Annotated in this window: 18 protein-coding genes and 1 pseudogene; 14 read left to right on the top strand and 5 right to left on the bottom strand. The window is 62.2% G+C overall.

From position 1 onward, the window contains the following. Positions 1 to 16 precede the first annotated feature (16 nt). Positions 17 to 1141, bottom strand: a complete 1125-nt coding sequence (locus tag ACG0Z6_RS02910; protein WP_394458810.1) for an MraY family glycosyltransferase — start codon at positions 1139 to 1141, stop codon at positions 17 to 19. 228 nt (positions 1142 to 1369) lie between these two features. Between ACG0Z6_RS02910 and ACG0Z6_RS02905 the strand changes: the two genes are divergently transcribed. The 13 genes and pseudogenes from ACG0Z6_RS02905 to ACG0Z6_RS02845 all read left to right on the top strand — a co-directional run bounded on the left by ACG0Z6_RS02905 (position 1370) and on the right by ACG0Z6_RS02845 (position 14957). Beyond that, positions 1370 to 3169, top strand: coding sequence for an SLBB domain-containing protein (locus tag ACG0Z6_RS02905; RefSeq protein ID WP_394458558.1), 1800 nt, complete (start codon positions 1370 to 1372; stop codon positions 3167 to 3169). Position 3170: 1 nt separating this feature from the next. Continuing rightward, the gene (locus tag ACG0Z6_RS02900; protein WP_394458557.1) at positions 3171 to 4289 is read left to right on the top strand and encodes a Wzz/FepE/Etk N-terminal domain-containing protein; all 1119 of its coding nucleotides are present in this window, start codon (positions 3171 to 3173) and stop codon (positions 4287 to 4289) included. Between the two features lie 18 nt (positions 4290 to 4307). Then, positions 4308 to 4406 (top strand): annotated as a pseudogene (locus tag ACG0Z6_RS02895) (sugar phosphate nucleotidyltransferase); the annotation flags it as partial. Next, positions 4364 to 5482 (top strand): hypothetical protein, encoded by a 1119-nt coding sequence (locus ACG0Z6_RS02890; RefSeq protein ID WP_394458821.1) that lies wholly within the window; start codon positions 4364 to 4366, stop codon positions 5480 to 5482. The pseudogene ACG0Z6_RS02895 and the gene ACG0Z6_RS02890, both read left to right, overlap by 43 nt. Continuing rightward, positions 5466 to 6545 carry a rhamnosyltransferase WsaF family glycosyltransferase gene (locus ACG0Z6_RS02885; RefSeq protein ID WP_394458556.1) on the top strand — a complete coding sequence of 360 codons (1080 nt, stop codon included), beginning with the start codon at positions 5466 to 5468 and terminating at the stop codon, positions 6543 to 6545. The genes ACG0Z6_RS02890 and ACG0Z6_RS02885 overlap by 17 nt, the downstream gene beginning before the upstream one ends. After that, the gene (locus ACG0Z6_RS02880; RefSeq protein ID WP_394458555.1) at positions 6542 to 7639 is read left to right on the top strand and encodes a hypothetical protein; all 1098 of its coding nucleotides are present in this window, start codon (positions 6542 to 6544) and stop codon (positions 7637 to 7639) included. The genes ACG0Z6_RS02885 and ACG0Z6_RS02880 overlap by 4 nt, the downstream gene beginning before the upstream one ends. 11 nt (positions 7640 to 7650) lie before the next feature. Continuing rightward, entirely contained in the window at positions 7651 to 8493 is an 843-nt protein-coding gene (locus ACG0Z6_RS02875; RefSeq protein WP_394458554.1) for a glycosyltransferase family protein, read from the top strand. Beyond that, positions 8490 to 9614, top strand: a complete 1125-nt coding sequence (locus tag ACG0Z6_RS02870; RefSeq protein ID WP_394458553.1) for an NAD-dependent epimerase/dehydratase family protein — start codon at positions 8490 to 8492, stop codon at positions 9612 to 9614. Before ACG0Z6_RS02875 ends, ACG0Z6_RS02870 begins: the two co-directional genes overlap by 4 nt. A 43-nt stretch (positions 9615 to 9657) precedes the next feature. Beyond that, on the top strand, positions 9658 to 10653 hold the full coding sequence (locus ACG0Z6_RS02865) for an NAD-dependent epimerase/dehydratase family protein (RefSeq protein ID WP_394458552.1): 996 nt from the start codon (positions 9658 to 9660) through the stop codon (positions 10651 to 10653). Next, on the top strand, positions 10646 to 11455 hold the full coding sequence (locus ACG0Z6_RS02860) for a glycosyltransferase family 2 protein (RefSeq protein ID WP_394458551.1): 810 nt from the start codon (positions 10646 to 10648) through the stop codon (positions 11453 to 11455). The genes ACG0Z6_RS02865 and ACG0Z6_RS02860 overlap by 8 nt, the downstream gene beginning before the upstream one ends. Positions 11456 to 11463: 8 nt before the next feature. Then, positions 11464 to 13389: an HAD-IIIA family hydrolase gene (locus ACG0Z6_RS02855; protein ID WP_394458550.1), complete on the top strand. Its 1926-nt coding sequence runs from the start codon at positions 11464 to 11466 to the stop codon at positions 13387 to 13389. Further along, complete coding sequence (locus ACG0Z6_RS02850; protein ID WP_394458549.1) at positions 13390 to 14376, top strand: GHMP family kinase ATP-binding protein; 987 nt, start codon at positions 13390 to 13392, stop codon at positions 14374 to 14376. A gap of 8 nt (positions 14377 to 14384) precedes the next feature. Next, positions 14385 to 14957 (top strand): D-sedoheptulose-7-phosphate isomerase, encoded by a 573-nt coding sequence (locus ACG0Z6_RS02845; RefSeq protein ID WP_394458548.1) that lies wholly within the window; start codon positions 14385 to 14387, stop codon positions 14955 to 14957. 63 nt (positions 14958 to 15020) lie between these two features. Here the strand turns inward: ACG0Z6_RS02845 and ACG0Z6_RS02840 are convergent, their stop codons facing one another. After that, positions 15021 to 16892: a polysaccharide biosynthesis protein gene (locus tag ACG0Z6_RS02840; protein ID WP_394458547.1), complete on the bottom strand. Its 1872-nt coding sequence runs from the start codon at positions 16890 to 16892 to the stop codon at positions 15021 to 15023. A gap of 85 nt (positions 16893 to 16977) precedes the next feature. Between ACG0Z6_RS02840 and ACG0Z6_RS02835 the strand changes: the two genes are divergently transcribed. Further along, positions 16978 to 17544 (top strand): Uma2 family endonuclease, encoded by a 567-nt coding sequence (locus ACG0Z6_RS02835; RefSeq protein WP_394458546.1) that lies wholly within the window; start codon positions 16978 to 16980, stop codon positions 17542 to 17544. Positions 17545 to 17554: 10 nt separating this feature from the next. Here ACG0Z6_RS02835 and ACG0Z6_RS02830 read toward each other — a convergent pair whose 3' ends face one another. The 3 genes from ACG0Z6_RS02830 to ACG0Z6_RS02820 are packed head-to-tail and all read right to left on the bottom strand — an operon-like array spanning position 17555 to position 20039. Further along, the gene (locus ACG0Z6_RS02830) at positions 17555 to 18145 is read right to left on the bottom strand and encodes a sugar transferase (protein ID WP_394458545.1); all 591 of its coding nucleotides are present in this window, start codon (positions 18143 to 18145) and stop codon (positions 17555 to 17557) included. A 5-nt stretch (positions 18146 to 18150) separates the two neighbouring features. Further along, complete coding sequence (locus ACG0Z6_RS02825) at positions 18151 to 19338, bottom strand: DegT/DnrJ/EryC1/StrS family aminotransferase (protein WP_394458544.1); 1188 nt, start codon at positions 19336 to 19338, stop codon at positions 18151 to 18153. Further along, complete coding sequence (locus ACG0Z6_RS02820; RefSeq protein WP_394458543.1) at positions 19335 to 20039, bottom strand: class I SAM-dependent methyltransferase; 705 nt, start codon at positions 20037 to 20039, stop codon at positions 19335 to 19337. Before ACG0Z6_RS02820 ends, ACG0Z6_RS02825 begins: the two co-directional genes overlap by 4 nt. Positions 20040 to 20050: the final 11 nt, after the last annotated feature.

Genomic DNA, 20050 nt, shown 5'->3' with positions numbered 1-20050 from the left:
CACAAACGCGTACTGCTCAGTGATGCTGGTGCTCGCGCTGCTGCTCCGCACGCTGGCGAAACACCATCCATTGCGGCGTACGAAAGCGCACGATGCGCCAGTACAGCCGCACATAGGTAACACCAAACACCAGCAAGCAAGCCGCCAGCCAGGGTGTGGAATCCCAAAACAACAAGGCTGGCAACAGCGACGAGCCGCACAAGGTCCACAGATACGGAGCCGTCATGGAGTTGCGCCGAGTCAACAGTCGGGCATCCTGGGCGCCAATCGCCCATCGCATCAACCTGCGATAGATCAGGGAATGCAGGTGGATGCCGTCAGGCTCACCCGGCGGGGCGCTACGGATGTAGCGCCTGCGGTAGATGGAGAACATGGTCTCAAACACCGGGTAGATGCAGACCATGAGAGGGAACAGCGGTGACACCTCCGGGTTTCGCGACAGCAGAAGCACACCAATTTCACCCAGGAAAAAGCCCAGGAAATAGGCGCCGCCATCGCCCAGAAAAATCATCCCGCCGGGGAAATTCCAGACAAAAAAGCCCAGAACAGCCCCTACTGCAATCAGTGCCCACAAGGCCAGCGCGGTATCTCCCACCACAAAGGCCACATAGGCCATGGCCAACAACATCAGACACACACACATCGAGGACAGGCCGTTGAACCCATCGATGATGTTGATGGAGTTGGCCACCCCCGACACCACGAACACAGTAATCAGCGTCGCACCCAGCGTGGTGCCAACCACCCAATCCATGCCCGGAATGTCGGTACGCGTGATCAAGGCCCCCATCCACCAAGCCGCCAGCAGCGCCGAGACCGCCGTTGCCAGCAGGCGCTTGCCGGGCGAGACACGTTTGGTGAAGTCTTCAATCAAGCCCGCCGCAAAGGCTGGCACGCTGCAAGCCAAGAGCATGAGCCCGATTTGGGCGTGCGGATGGTGGCGCCACAGCAGCAAACCCGCGCATACCAAAACACCCACAAAAATTCCCACACCGCCAATACGCGGCACAGGACGCGCATGAAATTTCTGCGGGCCAGACAAATCGTGGTCAGCAGATAAGTGCCCATGGCTGCGCGACGAATGCACCACAACCAGTGTCACCAACATGGCCACAAAGAACGGGACGAACACATAGAGCATGCGCACAGTGTAGCGACGCACTCGATCTACACGAACAAGCTCGCCCTGCGCATGCTTGGAGGCTGAAACATTCCTATGCCGTGCTTACAATCGCCGCTCTTTGGACCTCGCCGCGCCTACATGCCTACGCCTCAGCAAAGAAACCACCTAGGTAGCATCCCAGCCACGCACCCACGCAGCCCGTTGCGTCAGCTTGGCTTGGGTGTCTTGGCAGCCAGTGCATTGCTCTTGAGCTTAAGCGCGGCTCAGGCCGCAGAGCCCATCGGCACCCAGCAAGCCGCCGAGCGATCCCTTGTAGAGGCTTCGGGGCCGGTGCGCCTGTCGCCCGCGGCACCGCGCAGCGAGGCGCCTGAGGCGTCAACGCCGTCGCCACTCATTGGCGCGGCGCTTGACCAGCCCTTGAGCGAGTTTGAGCAATTTGTGAGCGCGCAGGCAGGAAGCCCGGTGCGCCGCCTTGGCGCTGAACTGCTCGCCCCGGATTCACGCAGCCCATTGGCAGATGGTCAGCGGCAAATTCCCGCCGACTACCTCATCGGCGTGGGCGATGAAATCCACATCACCTTGTGGGGGTCGGTAGATGCAGACCTGCGCGTGGTGGTGGATCGCAGCGGCCGCATCTCGTTGCCGCGCGTGGGCAGTGTGCTGGTTGCAGGTGTGCGCTACAGCGATTTGAACGACACGGTGCAGCGCCGTGTCGCCCAGGTGTTTCGCAACTTCCAGCTCAGCACCGCCCTGGGCAAGCTGCGTGGCATTCGTGTTTACGTCACCGGCTTCACCCAGAAGCCCGGCGCCTATACCGTCAGCAGCTTGTCTACCGTTGTCAGCGGCCTGCTGCAGGCCGGTGGCCCATCTGCCAGCGGCAGTTTCCGCAAGATTGAACTGCGCCGTGGCGGCAAAGCTGTAGCCCGCTTGGACCTCTACGATCTGCTGGTCAAGGGCGACAAATCTGGCGACCTGGCACTGCAGGCTGAAGATGTGATCCACATCCACCCGGTGGGTCCCCAGGTTGGCGTGCTCGGTAGTGTGAACCGCAGCGCTGTGGTTGAACTGGTCGATGGCGAAACACTGGCCGATGCCCTCAGCATGGCAGGCGGATTCAACACCGTGGCCGACCGCAGTCGCGTGGCCATAGAGCGCTTGGCTGACCGCAATGAACAACGAATCAATCAGCTGGCCATGCCCGCTGAGAACCGCACGACCCTGACCCACGGTGACATCGTGCGCGTGTTCAGTGCCGTCAGTGCATTCCTGCCACAGCACCGCCAGCACAAGCGTGTGCTGGTGCAAGGCGAAGTGCGCCACCCGGGCGAATACATCCTGCCACCAACAAGCAGCTTGGCTGACGCGATTGCGGCAGCTGGCGGCCTGACCCCGCAGGCCTACATCTTTGGCGCGGAGTTCACACGGGAAAGCGTTCGCAAAGCCCAGCAAGAAAACTACGAGCGCGCGCTGCGCGATTTGGAATTGGAATTCACCAAGTCCACATCCACCCTGAAAGCTTTGAGCGCCGACGAGGCCAACAGTCAGGCTGCACGTGCCAACAACAGCAGTCGCTTGATTGAGCGCCTGCGCGCTGTCAAACCCACCGGGCGCTTGGTGCTGCAGCTCGACGCCACCGCACGCGAACTGCCCGCGCTTGCGGTAGAAGATGGCGATCGCCTCAACATCCCTGCCCGCCCCAACACCGTGGGTGTGTTTGGCAGCGTGTTCAACGGCGGCAGCTATTTGATCAACGCTGGCAGCACCGTCAACGACATGCTCAAGCTCGCAGGTGGCCCCACCCGTGGCGCGGACACCGGCAGCGTCTTTGTATTGCGTGCCAACGGCAGCGTGGTCAGCGCTCGCCAGTCCGGCAGCGGCTGGTTTGGCGTGGGCAGCAACCTCAATGTCCCAGCCCTGCCTGGCGACACGATCTTCGTGCCCGAAGAGCTGAACAAAACCACCTTCGCACAAGAAGCCAAGGAGTGGACCCAAATCCTCTACCAATTCGGCCTGGGTGCTGCGGCATTGAAGACTTTGAAGAACTGATATGAGCAACGCCCCACGCACCGCTTCGCAGGACTTGGCCTACGAAGACGACGGAATCAGCCTGACCGAGGTCCTCGGTGCCCTTTGGCCCAAACGACACCTGATTGCAGGCATCACCATCGCTGCAGGCCTGGGTGCCTACGGCATTGCTCTGCTCATTCCGCCCACTTACACCGCGCGCACCAGCTTTATCAGCCCGCAGGCGCAACAAAATTCAGCCGCCGCTGCCCTGGCGTCCCTGGGCGCACTCTCGGGCATTGCCGGCGCCGCGGCCGGCGTGAAAAGCCCAGCGGACCAGTACGTGGCCCTGATGCAAAGCGCCACATTGAGCGACCGCATCATCGAACGCTTCAAGCTTGATGCTGAGTATGAATCGAAGTTCCGCGTGGACGCCCGCAAAGAGCTTGCTGGCAATGTGCGCATCGCTGCCGGGAAAAAAGACAACCTCATCTCCGTCGAAGTGGACGACGAAGTACCTCAGCGCGCGGCCGAAATTGCCAATGCTTATGTGGAAGAGCTCAAGCGTTTGTCCAATGGCTTGGCCTTGACCGAGGCTCAGCAGCGCCGTCAATTTTTTGAGTTGCAACTCGGCAAAGTCAAAACCAGCCTGACAGCAGCTCAAACGGCTCTTCAAAAAACTGGCTTTTCGGCTGGGGCACTCAAAAGCGAACCACGCAGCGCTGCTGAAGCCTATGCGCGCACCAAGGCTGAAATTGCAGCGCAGGAAGTCAAGATTGGCACGCTGCGCCGCACATTGGCAGACAACGCCCCCGAAATGCAGCAAGCCCAGGCCGCGTTGGCCGGCATGCGTTCACAACTGGCGCAGATGGAGCAGCCCTTGCCAACAGGCAGCCAGCAGGACTACATCAGCGCATTTCGCGAATACAAATACCAAGAGGCGCTTTTTGATGTCTACGCCCGTCAGTTCGAGCTGGCCCGCGTGGATGAGGCTCGCGAGGGCACGCTGATTCAGGTACTGGACGCAGCGACACCACCTGAAAAACGCAGCAAACCCAAACGCACCATGTTGGCTGCAGCGACGGCCCTAGCAGCCCTGCTGCTGAGCTGCATGGTGGTGTTGATCAGGCATTTTTGGCAGCAGCGCTCGAAAGCAGCGTGATCTCTCGGTTTTCCATCCATGTCTGACATTCAAGTACTCCCCATCATCCTTGCAGGCGGCAGCGGCACGCGGCTATGGCCGCTGTCGCGCGCGGGTTGCCCAAAACAGCCCATCCCACACACCTGAACTTCAACTATTGGCCGCATCGCGCAATTGCTGAAATGACCATGAAGGCCCGGATCGCCTATCAAGCACTCCTCTTCTTCAACTCGACGATGTTGTACTCGGTCGCGGTGCGCAGCACCGGGTCGCGCGACTTGCTGTTCTTCTCTGCTTTCCTCGCAGCGCTGTCGTTAACGGCCAACTTGGCAGTGCAATTGTCTGAATCCCAGTTCAGGAGCGGCATTGGGGGCTTGAAGATCGCCTCCGTCGCGCTATTGACATGGGTCTGCCTAAACACTGGAATTGCTCCCCCGACTATAGCTTTGGCGCTCGGCATCTCCGCCTTCCTTGTTACGCATCGGGAGGCGCTAGCGGGAGCACCAAGCCGCTTGACTATGGCGGCGGCGGCGGCACCGATCCTCACCACCGCGGTCTTGACCGTTCTAGTTTGGGGCAAGTGGGTCGCAGTCGATGCCGACCTCCTGCTAATGCTGCTCATCCTGCCGTACCTACTGACGGCGCTCGCCAGCCGCCGCCGGGCAACGGAACCTCGCCAGGCCAGCGTCGCAAGCGAACGCCTGCACGCGTGGACGTTGATCGTGTCGCAGTTGCTACCGACAGCTTCCTCCATCGTGATACTGACGCTGGTGTCGTACGAGAAGGACGCGACGGCCGTCGCCAACTTCGTGATGATGGAGCGAGCCGTCGCCATCGGCGGCAGTCTGGTCTATTTCTATGCACGGGTGAAGGGCAAGGTGCGCCACATGGCCGGTGCAACGGGAGCTGGTTTCCTGCTCACACTGACGGCCATCTCCTCAGCCGCGATACTCGACGTCGCCAGCCCTTCGATTGCCGTGGCCTACCTAGCCTCTGGCTGCCTACTGTCCTACGGGACGATCTCCCTGGGAGCCCGATACGCCACGGGCATCCTCGCGATCAATGGCATAGCCCTGTTCGGCGTGACAATCGCCTCGTCTCGCCTCCTGCCCCTGCATCCCGTCGACGTTCTAGCCGTCTACATCTGTCCCCAGCTGCTACTGATGGCCGGGCTTATCGTCTTCGCATCCCGCAAACATGATCAACCTGCTTAAGAATCTCTATATTGCAGCGGACTACAAGCGCAGTGCGGCAAGCCTAAATCACACCCTACGTGTTGGCGGGCCCGCGAGCGCAGGCACGATGGTCGTCTTGGTCTATCGGCTGGAGCCGCGCTCCGGCGGACTCCGCAATGTTGCGCGCATAGTGAACGCACTGGCAGGCCACCTCGGCAAGTCGATACAGCTCTACATCCAGAACCCCGAGAAGACCGATGCCTCGCTAACAAGGGAGTACGGCTTTAGGGCGGACGTCGCATCGTCCCTGCCTACTGCCGCGGACTTATACGTCACGACCAGCTTCATCTTCAGCCTAAGCCTGCCCGACCTGCTAGCGAAGTTCCCGTCCCGCTGGAACCACATCATCCAGGACTACGACGAGCTGTTCTTTCCCATCTCGACGCGCTACTACCACGCGGCGAAGGTCAAAGTGGGGCCTGAAGCCTTCATCGCCTCCGGCAAGTGGATGAAACTGCCTGGCCGCACCGCCTACCTCCCCTTTCCCGTCGATCCCGCGATTTATCACGCGAGCCCGGCTTCTGCCGCCAAGCGGGACATTGATGTCCTGTTCTTCCACAAGCCGGAACTTCCGCGTCGATGCGCGCTGGTCTGCGAGCAACTGGCCGAGACGCTCCTCGTGGCACGCCCCGATCTGCGGATCGCGTTCTACGGCTCGAACCTATCCAAACGCCTGACCAAGGCCCGCGTTGAACACCTGGGAGCCCTGCCCTCGCTGGAGACTCTCGGGAACGTGTACCGCCGTTCCCGCGTCGGCGTGTCATTCAATCTAACGAACCCCTCGCTTATCCCTTTCGAACACATGGCCAGCGGATGCATGCCGGTGTCGCCGTACGTCGAATCGCCACCCGAATTCCATCTGCCCGGCATCCATGTGGAGGGCACGCTGAGCCAGCTGAGCGAACACGTCCTGGCCCGGCTTGAGCTGCCAGACCTGGAAACCCAAGCCCTGTCACTCTATGACAGCTATCTAGACCAAGGCTATCTCTGCCGCAAGGAAGACTTCGGCCGCGCCGTAATCGAAGCCATCGAGACTCTGTGAACCTGATCGTTCCATTCCGGCTGATCGCAGGAAGCCTGTGCTTCCTGTACCTAATCCTGCCGCTGGTTTTCGCCACCAGCGTCAGAGAAGTGCTGGCGCTCGCCCCGACTCCGCCAGCCGACTTCGCGGTAGGCGCGCTCTATTCGGGCTGCACCTTCCTGATCATCCTGCTGGTGCCGAAGGACATCGTCATACGCAGCGACGCCCTCAAGATGAACCGCAACGCCGCTCGCGTAATCGCTTGGCTCACGATCCTCCTTTCCGCCTATTTCTTCGCCAATGCGCTGCGCGACCTCGATACGGTGATCTATTTCGACAAGGTCGCTGCCCATGCGGCGTACGAGGAACTCAATTCCGAGTACGGACTCCGCTTGAAATACAACGTACTGCTCTGCCTCTTCCTGGTAACGGGCCTAAAAGCCGGCATGCGAGGCTGGGGCGCGTTGTTCTTCGTCGTCCCCATCCTGTTCGAGGTGGTGTTCTCTAAGCACAACTACGCCACGCATCTGCTCACCTATCTGTTCCTCCTAACATGGAATTCGCGGATGTCCCGTAAGGCGGTCCTGATCAGCTTCGCCACCATAGTCGGAACGCTCCTAGCAGCGCGATTCATCTTCTATTCCGACTTCCAGAACGATCCCGCGCAATCGCTGGCGGCGATGCTAGGGGAGTTCACGATTTCCTGGCAGAGCATCCCTTCCGCGCTGAGCTACTCGGGCAGCAAGTACACGGGTACGACGGAGTGGTACTCGGACATCATCAGCAACGCGGCCGGACTGGAAATCGGACTGGCGGGCAACCCGGTCGCGGAAGCGATCTTCTACTTCGGTGACTGGGCGGGACTGGGCGTCATCGGCGGTGCACTCGTATTCATGCTGTTGGCAAGGGCCTCGGCCAGGAACTTCGCAGCAGGCGTCGCCCTGCTGGTAGCTACTTACTACCTGCGCGATTGCTTCCGTACGGGGTGGAGTCTCGGGCTGTCGGTATTCGCTAAGTCTTTCGCCATCTTCTCGGCAATTACGCTCGGCCTGATGGCGATTCATTTCCTCGGATCGCGACTCTCCGCGAACGCATCCATTCCGCATCACAGTTGACTCTCAGCTCAATGGACAAAGTTCTTTCAATTGTCTGCGCGTACTTCCCTAACAACGAGCGACTCTCCTCCCTGGTCAGGTCGCTGCTGGAGGCGGGAGACGTCATAGTCGTGAACAACGGGGGCACGATTCAACTCGACGTGCCCGCCGGCCCGCACCACGCGAGCGTCATCGATTCGGGCCGCAATCTGGGCACGCTCGCCTCCTACAACTTGGTGATCAAACAGAAACAAACGTACAGCCACTTCTGGCTATGGAATCAGGACAGTGAGATCAGTCCAGAAGACGTGAGGGCATTTGTGACGAAGGCCGAACAGTGTTTCTCCAGCGATCCGGCCACAGTATGTGTCACGGTCTTCGACAAGAAGAACTTCGTCTCTCCGTTGAACCGCCATTTGATCCTTGCGAAGGAATCCACCTCCATCCTGTCGCGCGAACGCCTGCAGAAACTTCTGCCCGAATGGTTCGACGAGAAGCTCTTCATGGACTACGGCGACTGGGACTTCTCCTACCGCCTCTACAGGGCCGGCGGCCAGGTCAGCCAGATCCACGGGATCCATATCGGCCACCAACTGGGCGAACCCGAGAAGACCGTGTTCGGCGCGATGAACCGTTCATCCCCGATGCGACTCCACATGCAGGGCATCAACACCGCCTACCTCCTCCGGAAGCACGGTCCCTTCAACTTTCCGAACGCGCTGTTGACGGCACGGCTCTTTTTCGTTCCGTTCAAGAACTTCTTGTTCAAGGACTCGATCAAGCGGAACAGGCAATTTCTGTCGGGCGTGCTGTCGGGGATCAAGGGCGGGCTGAGCTCGACATATGCAACCAATTTGAACAGGGGAATGAAATGAATATTCTGATCACCGGTGGCGCCGGTTTCATCGGGCTGAAGCTCGCACGGGCGCTCACAAGCGCCGGTGACTCGGTCCTGGTGCTGGACAACCTGTCGCCGCAGATTCACGGCGAGAACGTCGACTGGCCGGCAATCCTCAAGGACCTGCCGAACACTACGTTGGTCCGTGGCGATGTCAACGACGAACGCCTCGTGAAGGATCTCGTGTTGAAATCCGACGCCATCGTCCACCTGGCCGCCGAGACCGGCACCGGCCAATCGATGTACGAGATCAACAAGTACTCCCACATCAACGTGTCGGGTTCCGCGCTGCTGCTGGAAGCTGCCTCCCAGCATCGGCAGCGGATCAAGAAGTTCGTGTTCGCCTCGAGCCGCTCCGTCTACGGCGAAGGTTCCTATGTCTCCGCCGACGGTGCCCTGCACTTCCCGGCGCCCCGATCACCGCGCGACCTCGGTGCGAAGCAATGGGATCACCGCGCCGCGGACGGCTCGCCGCTGCGCGCGATCGGTACCGCCGAGCAGCACGCCATCTCTCCCGCGTCGATCTACGCCGCGACGAAGTACGCGACCGAACTATATTGCCGCATCGTCGCGGACGGCTACGGCATGTCCATCGACGCCCTCCGCTTCCAGAACGTGTATGGCGAAGGTCAGTCGCTGAAGAATCCGTACACCGGCATCCTGTCAATCTTCTCCAACCTGTTTCGGCAGAACAAGGAGATCAACATCTTCGAGGACGGCGAGGAGTCCCGCGACTTCATCCATGTGTCAGATGTCGTGCGCGCCATCGAGATCTCGCTGCGCAGCGCCTCCACCGGTTATCGCGTCTTCAACGTGGGCACCGGCAAACCGACCTCCGTGCTGGAGATCGCCAACACGCTCAGGTCCATCCTCAAGAGCGACTCGGCACTTCGCATCTCCGGCGACTTCCGCGTCGGAGACATCCGTCATTGCTTCGCGGACACCTCGGCCGCGAAGGCCCATCTGAACTTCGAGGCGTCCGTCGGCATCGAAGAGGGTCTCGGCCGCTTCGCCGCCTGGGTCTGCACGCAGCCCGTCGTGACGGCCGATCCGGCCCGCGCGATGGCGGAGCTCAAGGAAAAGGGCCTGGCGAACTGACCGCCCTTCCTCTCGTACAATCTCATATCCAGGTCAATTCCAAATGAACGTTTCCATCATCGCCGGGGGTGCCGGCTTCGTCGGATGCAACCTGCTGCCCCTGCTCGCCAAGGAGGACCGTCACCTGATGGTCCTGGATAACCTGTGCCGCGGCCGCGAGGAGTACCTCGACGCCGCACGCGACGCCGCGCCAGGCCGTGTGCACTTCGTCCACGTCGATCTGTCCGATCACGCCGCGACACTGCAGGCATTCGAGTCCGCCCTTAAGTTGGGAGCCATCGACGAGGTCTGGCATCTGGCCGCCAACTCCGACATCCCCGCCGGCGTCATGGACGCCAACGTCGACCTGCGCGACACCTTCATGACCACCTTCTCGCTGCTCGAGGCGATGAAGCTCTACAAGGTCCCGGCCCTGCATTTCGCATCCAGCTCGGCCATCTACGGCGACCTCGGCGGCGTGCCGCTGCACGAGGCCATCGGCCCATTGCTGCCAATATCTAACTACGGCGCCATGAAGCTGGCATCAGAGGCACTCATCTCTGCTGCCGCCGAGTCTTACTTGGAACGCGCGAACCTTTTCCGCTTCCCCAACGTCGTCGGCGCTCCTGCAACCCATGGCGTGATCCTGGACTTCATCAACAAGCTCCAGACAGACCCCGGGCGCCTCGACGTTCTTGGTGACGGCACCCAGCAAAAGGCCTATCTGCATGTGTCGGACCTCGTGGACGCCATGATGCACATCCGTGCCGCCACTCACCTGCCCAAGATTTTCCCGGTCAACATCGGACCGGTCGACGACGGCGTAACGGTCCGCTTCATCGCCCAATCAGTCATCGCGCGTGTGAGCCCCCAGGCTGGCATCCACTTCGGCACCGGCAACAAGGGCTGGGTCGGCGACGTGCCCAAGTTCCAGTACTCCGTTGAGCGCCTGCGCGAGGCGGGCTGGGCTCCCAGCCGAAACTCCGCCGACGCCGTGCGTCACGCGATCGACCAAATTGCGACACAGGAAGGCTTCGCGGCAGGCGTTACGAATGGCTAACACCCCGAAGGTGACGCTCCTGGTTCCGGCATTCAACGAGCCGGAACATATCCTGGAGCAGAGCCTGTCCAGCGTGATGGAGCAGACCTTCACCGACTTCGAGTGCATCGTGGTCGATGAAAGTACCTGCCCGGAAGCCGCGCAGGCCTGCCAACGCATCTGTGCGCGCGACCCGCGGTTTCACTACATCCATCCGACCGAACGCTTGGGTCTACCTGGTAGTCTGAACCTCGCGATATCTTTGGCGAGAGCGCCGTTGTTGGCTCGCTTCGACTCCGATGACGTCTGCCTACCGGAACGGCTCGCCATCCAGGTGGCGTTCATGGACGCGTCTCCGGACGTCGGCGTGGTGGGCGCAGGGCTGCAGTTAATCGATGAGGCAGGCCGACCGACTGCAGAGCGCCACTACCCAGAGCGCTCCGAAGAAATCGCGCGCAAGCTTCAGTTCACGACCACGCTGGCGCATCCGACGGTCATGTATCGTGCCGATATCGCCAAGCGCTTCGGTAGCTACGATCCGACGTTCCGCTTCGCAGAGGATCTCGATCTCTGGCTGCGGTGGCTAAATCGTGGTGTGAAGTTCGCGAACGTCCCGGACGTGCTAGTAAAGTACAGGCAAGCGCAGACGCGCCGCCATCCGAACCACTGGCGCTTCAACCTCCGAGCACGAGTGCGGAACTTCGGCCCCAGCCACTTGCTGCGCCGCATCGCCGGCATCGCCTGTATCGGCACTTGGTCAATCCTCCCCGCCCCCGTGCAGGAGTCGGTCTTCCGGTTCATTCTCCTACGTGTCCGTCGATAAACAGCACCATGACGTCGTCCCCCACGTTCCTCTGCAACGTCGCCATCCTCGCGGGAGGTCAGGGCACCCGCCTCGCCAGCCGCTCCGGCGCCCTGCCCAAGCCCATGGTCCCGGTGATGGGCAAACCGGTACTGCAGCACCAGATTGAGCTCTGCCGCAGGCACGGATTCACCGACATCGCCCTGCTGGTCCATCACCGACACGAGACCATCTCTGACTTCTTTGGAGACGGCTCGCGATTCGGCGTGCGCATCCGCTACGCGGTCGAGGACGCACCGCGCGGCACCTCCGGCGCACTGCGAGACGCGCTACACGCACTCAAGCCACAGTTCCTGCTGCTATACGGCGACACCTATCTCGATATCGACCTACGCCGATTCTTCGGCGCGCATCTGGCCTCCGACGCGAATGCCACGCTGTTCCTGCACCCGAACGACCATCCCTATGATTCCGACCTAGTCGACATCGACGATCAGGGGCAGGTACGCGGCATCCACCCCTATCCGCATCCGGAAGGACAGCACCTGCGCAACCTGGTGAACGCCGCGCTATACGCCATCCGCAACGAGTCCCTGACCTCAGTCACACCCGAGGCCGGCAAGGCTGACATCGCCAAGCACATGTTCCCCGCAATGCTCGCCCAAGGCTTGCGACTGCACGGCTATGTCACGCCTGAGTACATCAAGGACATGGGTACACCGGACCGTCTCGACAAGGTCGAGCGCGACATCGAAGTAGGCCTGCCAGAGCGGCTGTCCTGGCGCGGGCTACGCAAAGCGGTTTTCTTGGATCGGGACGGAACCTTGAACCGCGAGGTCAACCACCTGAAGTCCCCCGACCAGATCGAGTTGCTCCCAGGCGTCGGCGAGGCTGTGCGGCAGCTCAACCGAGCAGGTCTGCTCGCTGTACTCACAACCAACCAGCCCGTTATCGCTCGTGGCGACGTAACGATCGAAGAGCTTCATCAAATCCATGCACGCTTGGAGAGCCTGCTTGGCACACAGCGCGCCTACCTGGACGCGATCTACTACTGCCCGCATCATCCGGACAGGGGATTCGAGGGCGAGGTGCCAGCGCTAAAGATCGTCTGCGACTGCCGCAAGCCCGCGCCCGGCATGATCGAGCAAGCCTCGCGGGATCTCGCCATCTCCCGCGAAGGCTCCTGGATGGTGGGCGACACGACCGCCGACATCGAGGCGGGTCGGCGCGCCGGCGTTCGCACGATGCTGCTGCACACCGGGTACGGGGGACAGGACGCCAAGCACACCGGACGCCCAGACTATGTCGCCACCAACCTGGCCGAAGCGGTGCAGTGGATCACTGTGGGTCACGCCCGTGCACGGCGCCAGTTGGCGCCCATTGCGCTGGCTGCGCTGGACCGCCGCGTCATCCTGATCGGCGGTCTGGCACGATCGGGCAAGTCCTCCGCAGCGCAGGTGCTCAAGGAACTGCTGGCGGTGCTTGGCAAGCACGCCCACATCGTCTCGCTGGACGGCTGGCTCAAGCCCGGCAGCGAGCGCGCCGAAGGCACGGGCGTGCTCAATCGTTACAATCTAGCGGCCGCGGTCTCCCGGCTCGCAGAAATCGCCGGGGCGACGCAGCGCGTAGAGTTTGAGGAGCCGGTCTATGACCGCTTCACGCGTACCATAGCCTCGCACAGTGAACGCCATTCAGTCGGTACAGATGACCTACTCATCATCGAGGGTGTCCCAGCACTTTGCCTACCCGCGCTGACACCACCAGCTCGCACCCTGAGGCTATTCATTAACGAGTCAGAGGATATCCGCCTCAAACGATTGAAGGACGACTACACCGCCCGCGGCTACACGGAAGAACAGACAACTGAAGTTCTGAACAGCCGAGCCAGCGACGAAACCGCGACAATCCGCAGATCTGCAGAATCTGCGGAGCACATGATTGATTGGGAGAAGTAAGTGATTGTCAGCAAGACTCCCTTGCGGATGAGTTTTGTCGGCGGTGGCAGCGACCTGCCCGCCTACTACCGCGAGGAAATCGGCGCCGTGCTGTCGACATCGATCGACAAGTACATGTACATCTGCGTCAACAAGAAGTTCGATGGGCGCATCCGGCTAAGCTACACGAAGACCGAGGACGTCCAGTCGCGGCATGAGATCGAGCATCCGCTGGTCCGACAGGCGCTGGATGTGGTTGGAATTGACGGTGGCATCGAGATCGCCTCGATGGCGGACATCCCGTCCAAGGGTTCAGGCCTGGGATCCTCCAGCACCTACACCGTGGGCCTGCTGAATGCGCTATACGCCTACCGCAACCGCTTCGCCTCGAAGGAAACACTAGCGCGGCAAGCCTGCGAGATAGAAATCGACCGCTGTGGCGAGCCAATCGGCAAGCAGGACCAATACGCGGCGGCCTACGGCGGCCTCAACCTCATCCGCTTCCACCCGGACGACTCGGTGTCGGTTGACCCAGTCATCTGCAAGCCCAGCCTGCTGCAGGAGATGGAGGATTCGACCCTGGTCTTCTTCACTGGCCGTACCCGCAGCGCGTCCGCCGTGCTGGCAAGCCAATCGGCGGCGATGCAAGCGACCGACCGCCGCGCGCTGATGCGCCGGATGGTCCAGTTAGCCTTCGAGATGAAAGAGCAGCTCGAATCTGGCACGCTTGAGCATCTAGGTACGCTGCTAGACGAGAACTGGCGCCTCAAGGCCCAACTAACGTCTGGAATCTCCGATACGCAGATCGACAGCTGGTACGCCGCAGGCTTGGCCAATGGCGCGCTAGGCGGCAAGCTGCTCGGCGCCGGCAATGGCGGATTCATGATGTTCTACGCTCCTCAGGAGCGTCACGCGCAAATCACCGCTGCGCTCGGCGATCTGCAGCCTGTGAAGTTCCGGTTTGATCGCACCGGCGCTCAGATCGTTTTCTATCAACCTACCGAATGACGTTTCCCATGTCCACCGAATTCACTGTCTCCAATTACCTCGCCGCCCACGCCCGCCTTGCTCAACAGCTGGACACCACGGCGTTCCAAAAGGGAATCGACATGGTCCGTGCAGCATTCGAAGGCGGCAAGAAAATCCTGACTTGTGGCAACGGCGGTAGCGCATCGACCGCATCACACTACATCACCGACTGGAACAAGATGGTCAACTTGGCCACAGGCAAGAAGTTCCGTGGCGTGTGCCTATGCGACAACATGGGCCTGATCACAGCCTATGGCAATGACTTGTCCTATGCTGATGTGTTTGCCGGCCAGGTGGACGCGCTGATGGACGAAGGTGATCTCCTGATAGCCGTGAGCGGCAGCGGCAACTCACCCAACGTGCTGAAAGCTATCGAATCGGCGCGTAAGGCTGGCGGCAAGGTCCTCGGCATCGTCGGTTACGACGGTGGCAAGATGATGCCGATGTGTGACCACAGCGTCTGGGTGAACTCATTCGACATGCAGATGTGCGAGGACGTCCATCTGATGTTCGGCCACATGGTCATGAAGACTTTGTGCAGCACACCCATCAAGGAATGATCGAGCTGTTGAGTGCTTGACTTGTAGAACTACGGGGCTTGAATGCCCCGTAGTTCTACCATCTCAAGCCCGACTCACACCATACTCAGCGGGGAGAAGATCCCGAAGAGCAGTGCGCAGCCTATCGTCACTGTTCACGGGATCGGCGAGTGTCTGTGTCAGCCAGACCACTACCGTTGAAGCGGCTTCGCTACTGTTCAGCCTGGCGATACTGAGAGGTGGGATCGATGTCGGTAGCGAGTTGTCGCTGTCAGTGAGCAACTCCTCATACAGCTTCTCTCCAGGCCTCAACCCGGAAAACTCGATCCGCACCTCATTGAGATCCCTTCCGCTCATCCGGATCATCGCCTTAGCCAAATCCACAATCCTCACCGGCTCCCCCATGTCCAGCACGTAGACCTGCCCGGTTTCCCCAATGGCACAGGCCTGCACCACCAACCTCGCCGCCTCCGGAATCGTCATGAAGTAGCGGGTGATGTCCGGGTGCGTCACCGTCACCGGGCCGCCCTTGGCGATTTGTTCTTTGAACTTGGGGATCACGCTACCGCTAGAGCCCAGCACGTTGCCGAAGCGCACGGCCATGAACTTGGTGGTGTGGCCCTGCCCGGCCATGTGGCTGATGACGAGTTCGGCGGCGCGTTTGGTGGCGCCCATGACGTTAGTGGGGTTGACGGCCTTGTCGGTGCTGATGAGAACGAAGCGTTCGGTGCCGTGTTCAGCGGCGGCTTGGGCAGCGTGGTAGGTGCCCAGGGTGTTGTTGCGCAGGCAGGCCCAGGCGTTTTCTTCTTCCATGAGCGGCACGTGCTTGTAGGCGGCGGCGTGGAAGACGATCTGGGGTTTGTATTTGCCGAAGACGTGGCGCAGGTGTTCGAGGTCTTTGACGTCGCCCACCAGGCGCACCAGGGGGATGTGGGGGAAGCTCTCGCCCAGCTCTTGCTCGATGCGGTAGAGCGCGAATTCTGAGAGCTCGTAGAGCACGATCTTGGACGGGCCGTACCTCGCCACCTGCCGGCACAGCTCTGAGCCGATGCTGCCGCCCGCGCCGGTGATGAGCACGACTTTGCCGTTCAAGCACTCGCTGATGCCGCCTTCGTCCAGTTCCACAGGTTCGCGGCCGAGCAGGTCTTCGGGCTCGATGTCGCGCACCTGGTCGACATGGCGCCCGGCCAGCAGCTCTTGGCTGCTGGGCACGGTGAGCACAGGCTTGTGCGTTTGCGCGGCCAAGTCCAGCGCCACGCGGCGTTGTGCGGTGGTGGCCCCTGGCATGGCCACGATGATGTGGGTGACGCCGTGCAACTGGGCAAAGTGCGCGGCGCTCGCCAGTGGCCCCAGCACGGGCAGGCCGGCCACGCGTTGGCCGTGTTTGGCGGCGTTGTCGTCCACCAAGCCCACCACCACCCAGCCTTGGCTGTGCTGAATGCCAGCCACGAGCAGCCGAGCGGCGTCGCCCGCGCCCATGATGAGGGCACGGCGTTGCTCGTGGGCACTGCCGTTGATGCGGCTGCGCATGTGTTCGTAAAGCATGCGGTAGCCCATGCGCATCATGGCCAGGCCCATGAGCGTGAAGACGGGGTGCAGGGCAAGCACCGCACGGGGCACTTTGCCGAGCTGCGCCATGAGCACCATGGTGGCAGCGACAAGGCCTGCCACAGCGCACACGGCGGCCAGGCGCTTGACCTCGCCAAAGCCCGAGAAGCGCCAGATGCCCTTGGGCACTTTGAGCGCCAGCAGCAGCACGCCGTAGAGCGCCAGCACGCCCAGCAGCACCCAGTGGTCGTAGTCCGGGCGGGCGCTGAACCAGCGCTCAAAACCAAGGCGAAACAGATAGGTGGCCTGCCAAGCCAGTGCCACCACCGCAAGGTCCATCAGCAAGGCCAGCCGCTCGCGGTGCGGACGGATGAGCGTGAGGAAAACATCAAATGATTGCCAAAACATAGGGCGCTATTGTCGCGAGAAGATGAGGGGCCTGCGCGACAGAGCGTGCACGCCGATAATGGCCAGATCCACAGGAGACTGCCCCATGGGAGAAGCTGCTCTCAAATCCCCAGCCATGACCCCTGACGAGTTCTTGGCGTGGGAGGCCACCCAGACCGAGCGCCACGATTTCGTGGGCGGGGTGCCCTATGCCATGGCTGGGGCGGAGGACAGGCATGTCACGGCCAGCCTGAATGTCGCCATGGCCCTGCGCCAGCACCTCAGCGGCAGCCCATGCCGCACCTTCATGGCCGACATGAAGGTGCAAGCCCAAGCGGGCGACGCCTATTTCTACCCGGATGTGGTGGTCAGTTGCAGTGCAGCCGACCGCGAAAGCCCCTTGATCAAACGCGAACCGACGCTGATTGTGGAGGTGCTGTCGGCCAGCACCGCCGCCTACGACCGGGGGGAGAAATTCGCCCAGTACCGCGCCATCGCCTCGTTGCAAGAAGTGGCGTTCATCGATTTGGATTCGCGCCGCAGCGACATCTACCGACGCGGCGGTGATGGGCTTTGGGTACTGCACCCCTTTGACCCCACCGATACCGTGCATTTCGCCAGCGTGGATTTGCATTTACCCCCCGACGTTTTGTTTGCCGAGTTGGACGACTGAGCGCGCCGGTTCAGCCCTTGAGCAGCGTGCGCAGCGTGGCCCAGATCAGGCGCGCATCGGTGCGCAAACCGGCTTGGCGCACGTAGTCCGCCGAGAGTTGCAGCTTGGCGGGCATGACCACCTCGATGTACTCGCGCTCGGGGTCGGCGGCGCGGGCCAGGAGTTCTGATTCATGCCGGAAGGCCAGCGAGGCGGGGTCGGTGATGCCGGGCCGCACGGAGAGCACCAGCGCGCGCAGCTCGGCGGGGTAGAGCGCCACATAGCGCGGCACTTCGGGGCGCGGGCCAACGAGGCTCATGGCGCCGCGCAGCACGTCCCAGAGCTGGGGCAGTTCGTCGATTTTGCTGGCGCGCAAAAAACGGCCGCTGCGGGTGATGCGGTCGTCAGCGCCCACGGTAATTTGCAGCCCGGCGTTGTCCACGCGCATGCTGCGGAATTTGTGGATGAAGAAGGGACGGCCAAAGCGCCCTACCCGCTCCTGGCGGAACATCACGGGCCCGCGCGAGTCGAGCTTGATCCACACGGCCACGACCAGCAGCAGCGGCGCGAGCGCCAGCAGGCCCAGCGCACTCACCACAATGTCAAAGAAGCGCTTGGCCATGGCCCTCAGGCCACCCCGAGGCTGGCGCGCACGGCGGCAATGACGCGCTGCACGTCAGCGTCCGTCATGGCCGTGTAGAGCGGGATGCTGACCGTGCGCTCATAGGCTTTTTGTGAGTGCGGGAACATCTCGGCGGTGAGGCCGTAGCGCTCGCGCCAGTAGGGGTGCTGGTGCAGGGGCACGTAGTGCACGCTGCAGCCAATGCCACGGGCAAACATGGCCTCGATGAATTGATCGCGGCTGACCGGGGCCTCGTCGGCCAGGCGCAGCACAAAAAGGTGCCAGCTGTGGGTGTCGCCCTCGGGCGCTTGGGGCGGCAGGATGAGGGGCAGATCGGCAAAGGCCTCCAGATAGGCCTCAGCGATGTGCTCGCGCCGCACCTGAAAGGCCGAGAGGCGCTTGAGCTGGTGCAGGCCCAGGGCGGCGGCAATGTCGGTGAGGTTGTACTTGAAGCCCGGCGCCACGATCTCGTAGTACCAGCTGGGCACCTTGGCGGTGAAGCGGTCAAAGGCATCGCGGTTGATGCCGTGCAGGCGCATCACGCGCGCGCGGCGAGCCAGCTCGGCGTCGCGCGTCACCAGCATGCCGCCCTCGCCCGTGGTCATGGTTTTGTTGGCGTAGAAGCTGAACACCGTGGCGTTGCTGCCCAGCGTGCCGATGAGCTCTTTCTCAATCGTGGTGGGCAGGGCGTGGGCGGCGTCTTCCACCACCTTGAGCCCGTGTTTGCGCGCGATGTCCAAGAGCGCCAGCATGTCCACGGCCAAGCCGGCGTAATGGACGGGGATGATGCAGCGCGTGCGCGGCGTGATGGCGGCTTCGATCTGCGCGAGGTCGATGTTGAGGGTGGCCGGGTCGATGTCCACCAGCTTCACGTCCGCGCCCAGATAGCGCACCACTTCGGCCGTGGCGGTGAAGGTGTGGGTGGTGGTGATGACCTCGTCACCCGGGCCTATGCCCAGGGCTTCCAGCGCCAGGTGCAGGCCTGCGGTGGCGGAGTTGACGGCCACGCATTCGATTTGCGGCTCGCCCAGAAACTCGGCAAAGGCCTGCTCAAAGCGCTTGGCTTTGGGGCCGGTGGTGACCCAGCCGCTGCGCAGCGTGTCGACGACTTCGGCAATTTCTTCCTCGCCGATTTCAGGCAAGGCAAAGGGCAGGAAAGGCAGCGCCTGGGGCGCGGGGGCAGAGGTGGTCATAGCGGTTTGGTGATGAGGGCCAGACGGTGGGTGCGCAGCAGCGGCAGCGTGTTGAGTAGCGTGTAGGCCATGGGGTGCAGGCGGCAGGCCAGGCGCGCCAGCGGGGGCGCCAGGGTGACGCGGCGCAGCTGCAGCGCCCCGTGCGGGAAGAGCTGACGCAGCCGCCGCACGGGCACGCCGCGCACATCGGGGTTGCGCGGATTGTCCACCACGAAGTCGTACCAGATGAGCGCGCCGCCGGGCTTGAGCCAGCGCCACAGCGTCTGCGCCAGGCGCAGTTGCAAATCGTCATCCAGGATGGATGAAAACACGGTGGATTGCAGCACCAGGTCCTGGCTGGCCTCGGCCACATCGGCCACGCTGGCATCACCCGCTAGCAGGCGCACAGACTCGGGCAGCACGGCGCGAGCTTGGGCCAGGCGCGCGGGCAGCAGCTCCACGCCGCACAGGTGTTCGGGGCGCAGGCCCAGGCGCAGCATCTCCAGCAAATTGCCGCCTGCGCCGCAGCCCACCTCGGTCAGCCGCCAGTCCTGGGGCTGACCATCACGCTGCGCCAGCAGCTGCAGCAGCACGCGCTGGCGCTCTTGTGTCATTTGCCAGACCTCGGGGCGCAGCAGGCTGTAGCGGTCGCCACCGGCCAGGCGCTCGTCGCGCCGGGCGTAGCGCTGGGCAATGGCTTCGAGTTCGCGGCGGTCAGGCATGGCGCAGCAGC

Source organism: Roseateles rivi (assembly GCF_043555845.1).
GTDB lineage: Bacteria > Pseudomonadota > Gammaproteobacteria > Burkholderiales > Burkholderiaceae_C > Roseateles > Roseateles rivi.
This window is presented reverse-complemented; position numbering and strand designations above follow the sequence as displayed.

Excerpts from the sequence above, each read along its gene's own strand:
- ACG0Z6_RS02835 (WP_394458546.1), top strand. The coding sequence starts at position 16,978 with ATGGGAGAAGCTGCTCTCAAATCCCCAGCCATGACCCCTGACGAGTTC.
- ACG0Z6_RS02885 (WP_394458556.1), top strand. The coding sequence starts at position 5,466 with ATGATCAACCTGCTTAAGAATCTCTATATTGCAGCGGACTACAAGCGC.
- ACG0Z6_RS02860 (WP_394458551.1), top strand. The coding sequence starts at position 10,646 with ATGGCTAACACCCCGAAGGTGACGCTCCTGGTTCCGGCATTCAACGAG.
- ACG0Z6_RS02875 (WP_394458554.1), top strand. The coding sequence starts at position 7,651 with ATGGACAAAGTTCTTTCAATTGTCTGCGCGTACTTCCCTAACAACGAG.
- ACG0Z6_RS02845 (WP_394458548.1), top strand. The coding sequence starts at position 14,385 with ATGTCCACCGAATTCACTGTCTCCAATTACCTCGCCGCCCACGCCCGC.
- ACG0Z6_RS02870 (WP_394458553.1), top strand. The coding sequence starts at position 8,490 with ATGAATATTCTGATCACCGGTGGCGCCGGTTTCATCGGGCTGAAGCTC.
- ACG0Z6_RS02820 (WP_394458543.1), bottom strand. The coding sequence starts at position 20,039 with ATGCCTGACCGCCGCGAACTCGAAGCCATTGCCCAGCGCTACGCCCGG.
- ACG0Z6_RS02890 (WP_394458821.1), top strand. The coding sequence starts at position 4,364 with ATGGCCGCTGTCGCGCGCGGGTTGCCCAAAACAGCCCATCCCACACAC.
- ACG0Z6_RS02855 (WP_394458550.1), top strand. The coding sequence starts at position 11,464 with ATGACGTCGTCCCCCACGTTCCTCTGCAACGTCGCCATCCTCGCGGGA.
- ACG0Z6_RS02830 (WP_394458545.1), bottom strand. The coding sequence starts at position 18,145 with ATGGCCAAGCGCTTCTTTGACATTGTGGTGAGTGCGCTGGGCCTGCTG.
- ACG0Z6_RS02900 (WP_394458557.1), top strand. The coding sequence starts at position 3,171 with ATGAGCAACGCCCCACGCACCGCTTCGCAGGACTTGGCCTACGAAGAC.
- ACG0Z6_RS02865 (WP_394458552.1), top strand. The coding sequence starts at position 9,658 with ATGAACGTTTCCATCATCGCCGGGGGTGCCGGCTTCGTCGGATGCAAC.
- ACG0Z6_RS02910 (WP_394458810.1), bottom strand. The coding sequence starts at position 1,141 with ATGCTCTATGTGTTCGTCCCGTTCTTTGTGGCCATGTTGGTGACACTG.
- ACG0Z6_RS02825 (WP_394458544.1), bottom strand. The coding sequence starts at position 19,338 with ATGACCACCTCTGCCCCCGCGCCCCAGGCGCTGCCTTTCCTGCCCTTT.
- ACG0Z6_RS02840 (WP_394458547.1), bottom strand. The coding sequence starts at position 16,892 with ATGTTTTGGCAATCATTTGATGTTTTCCTCACGCTCATCCGTCCGCAC.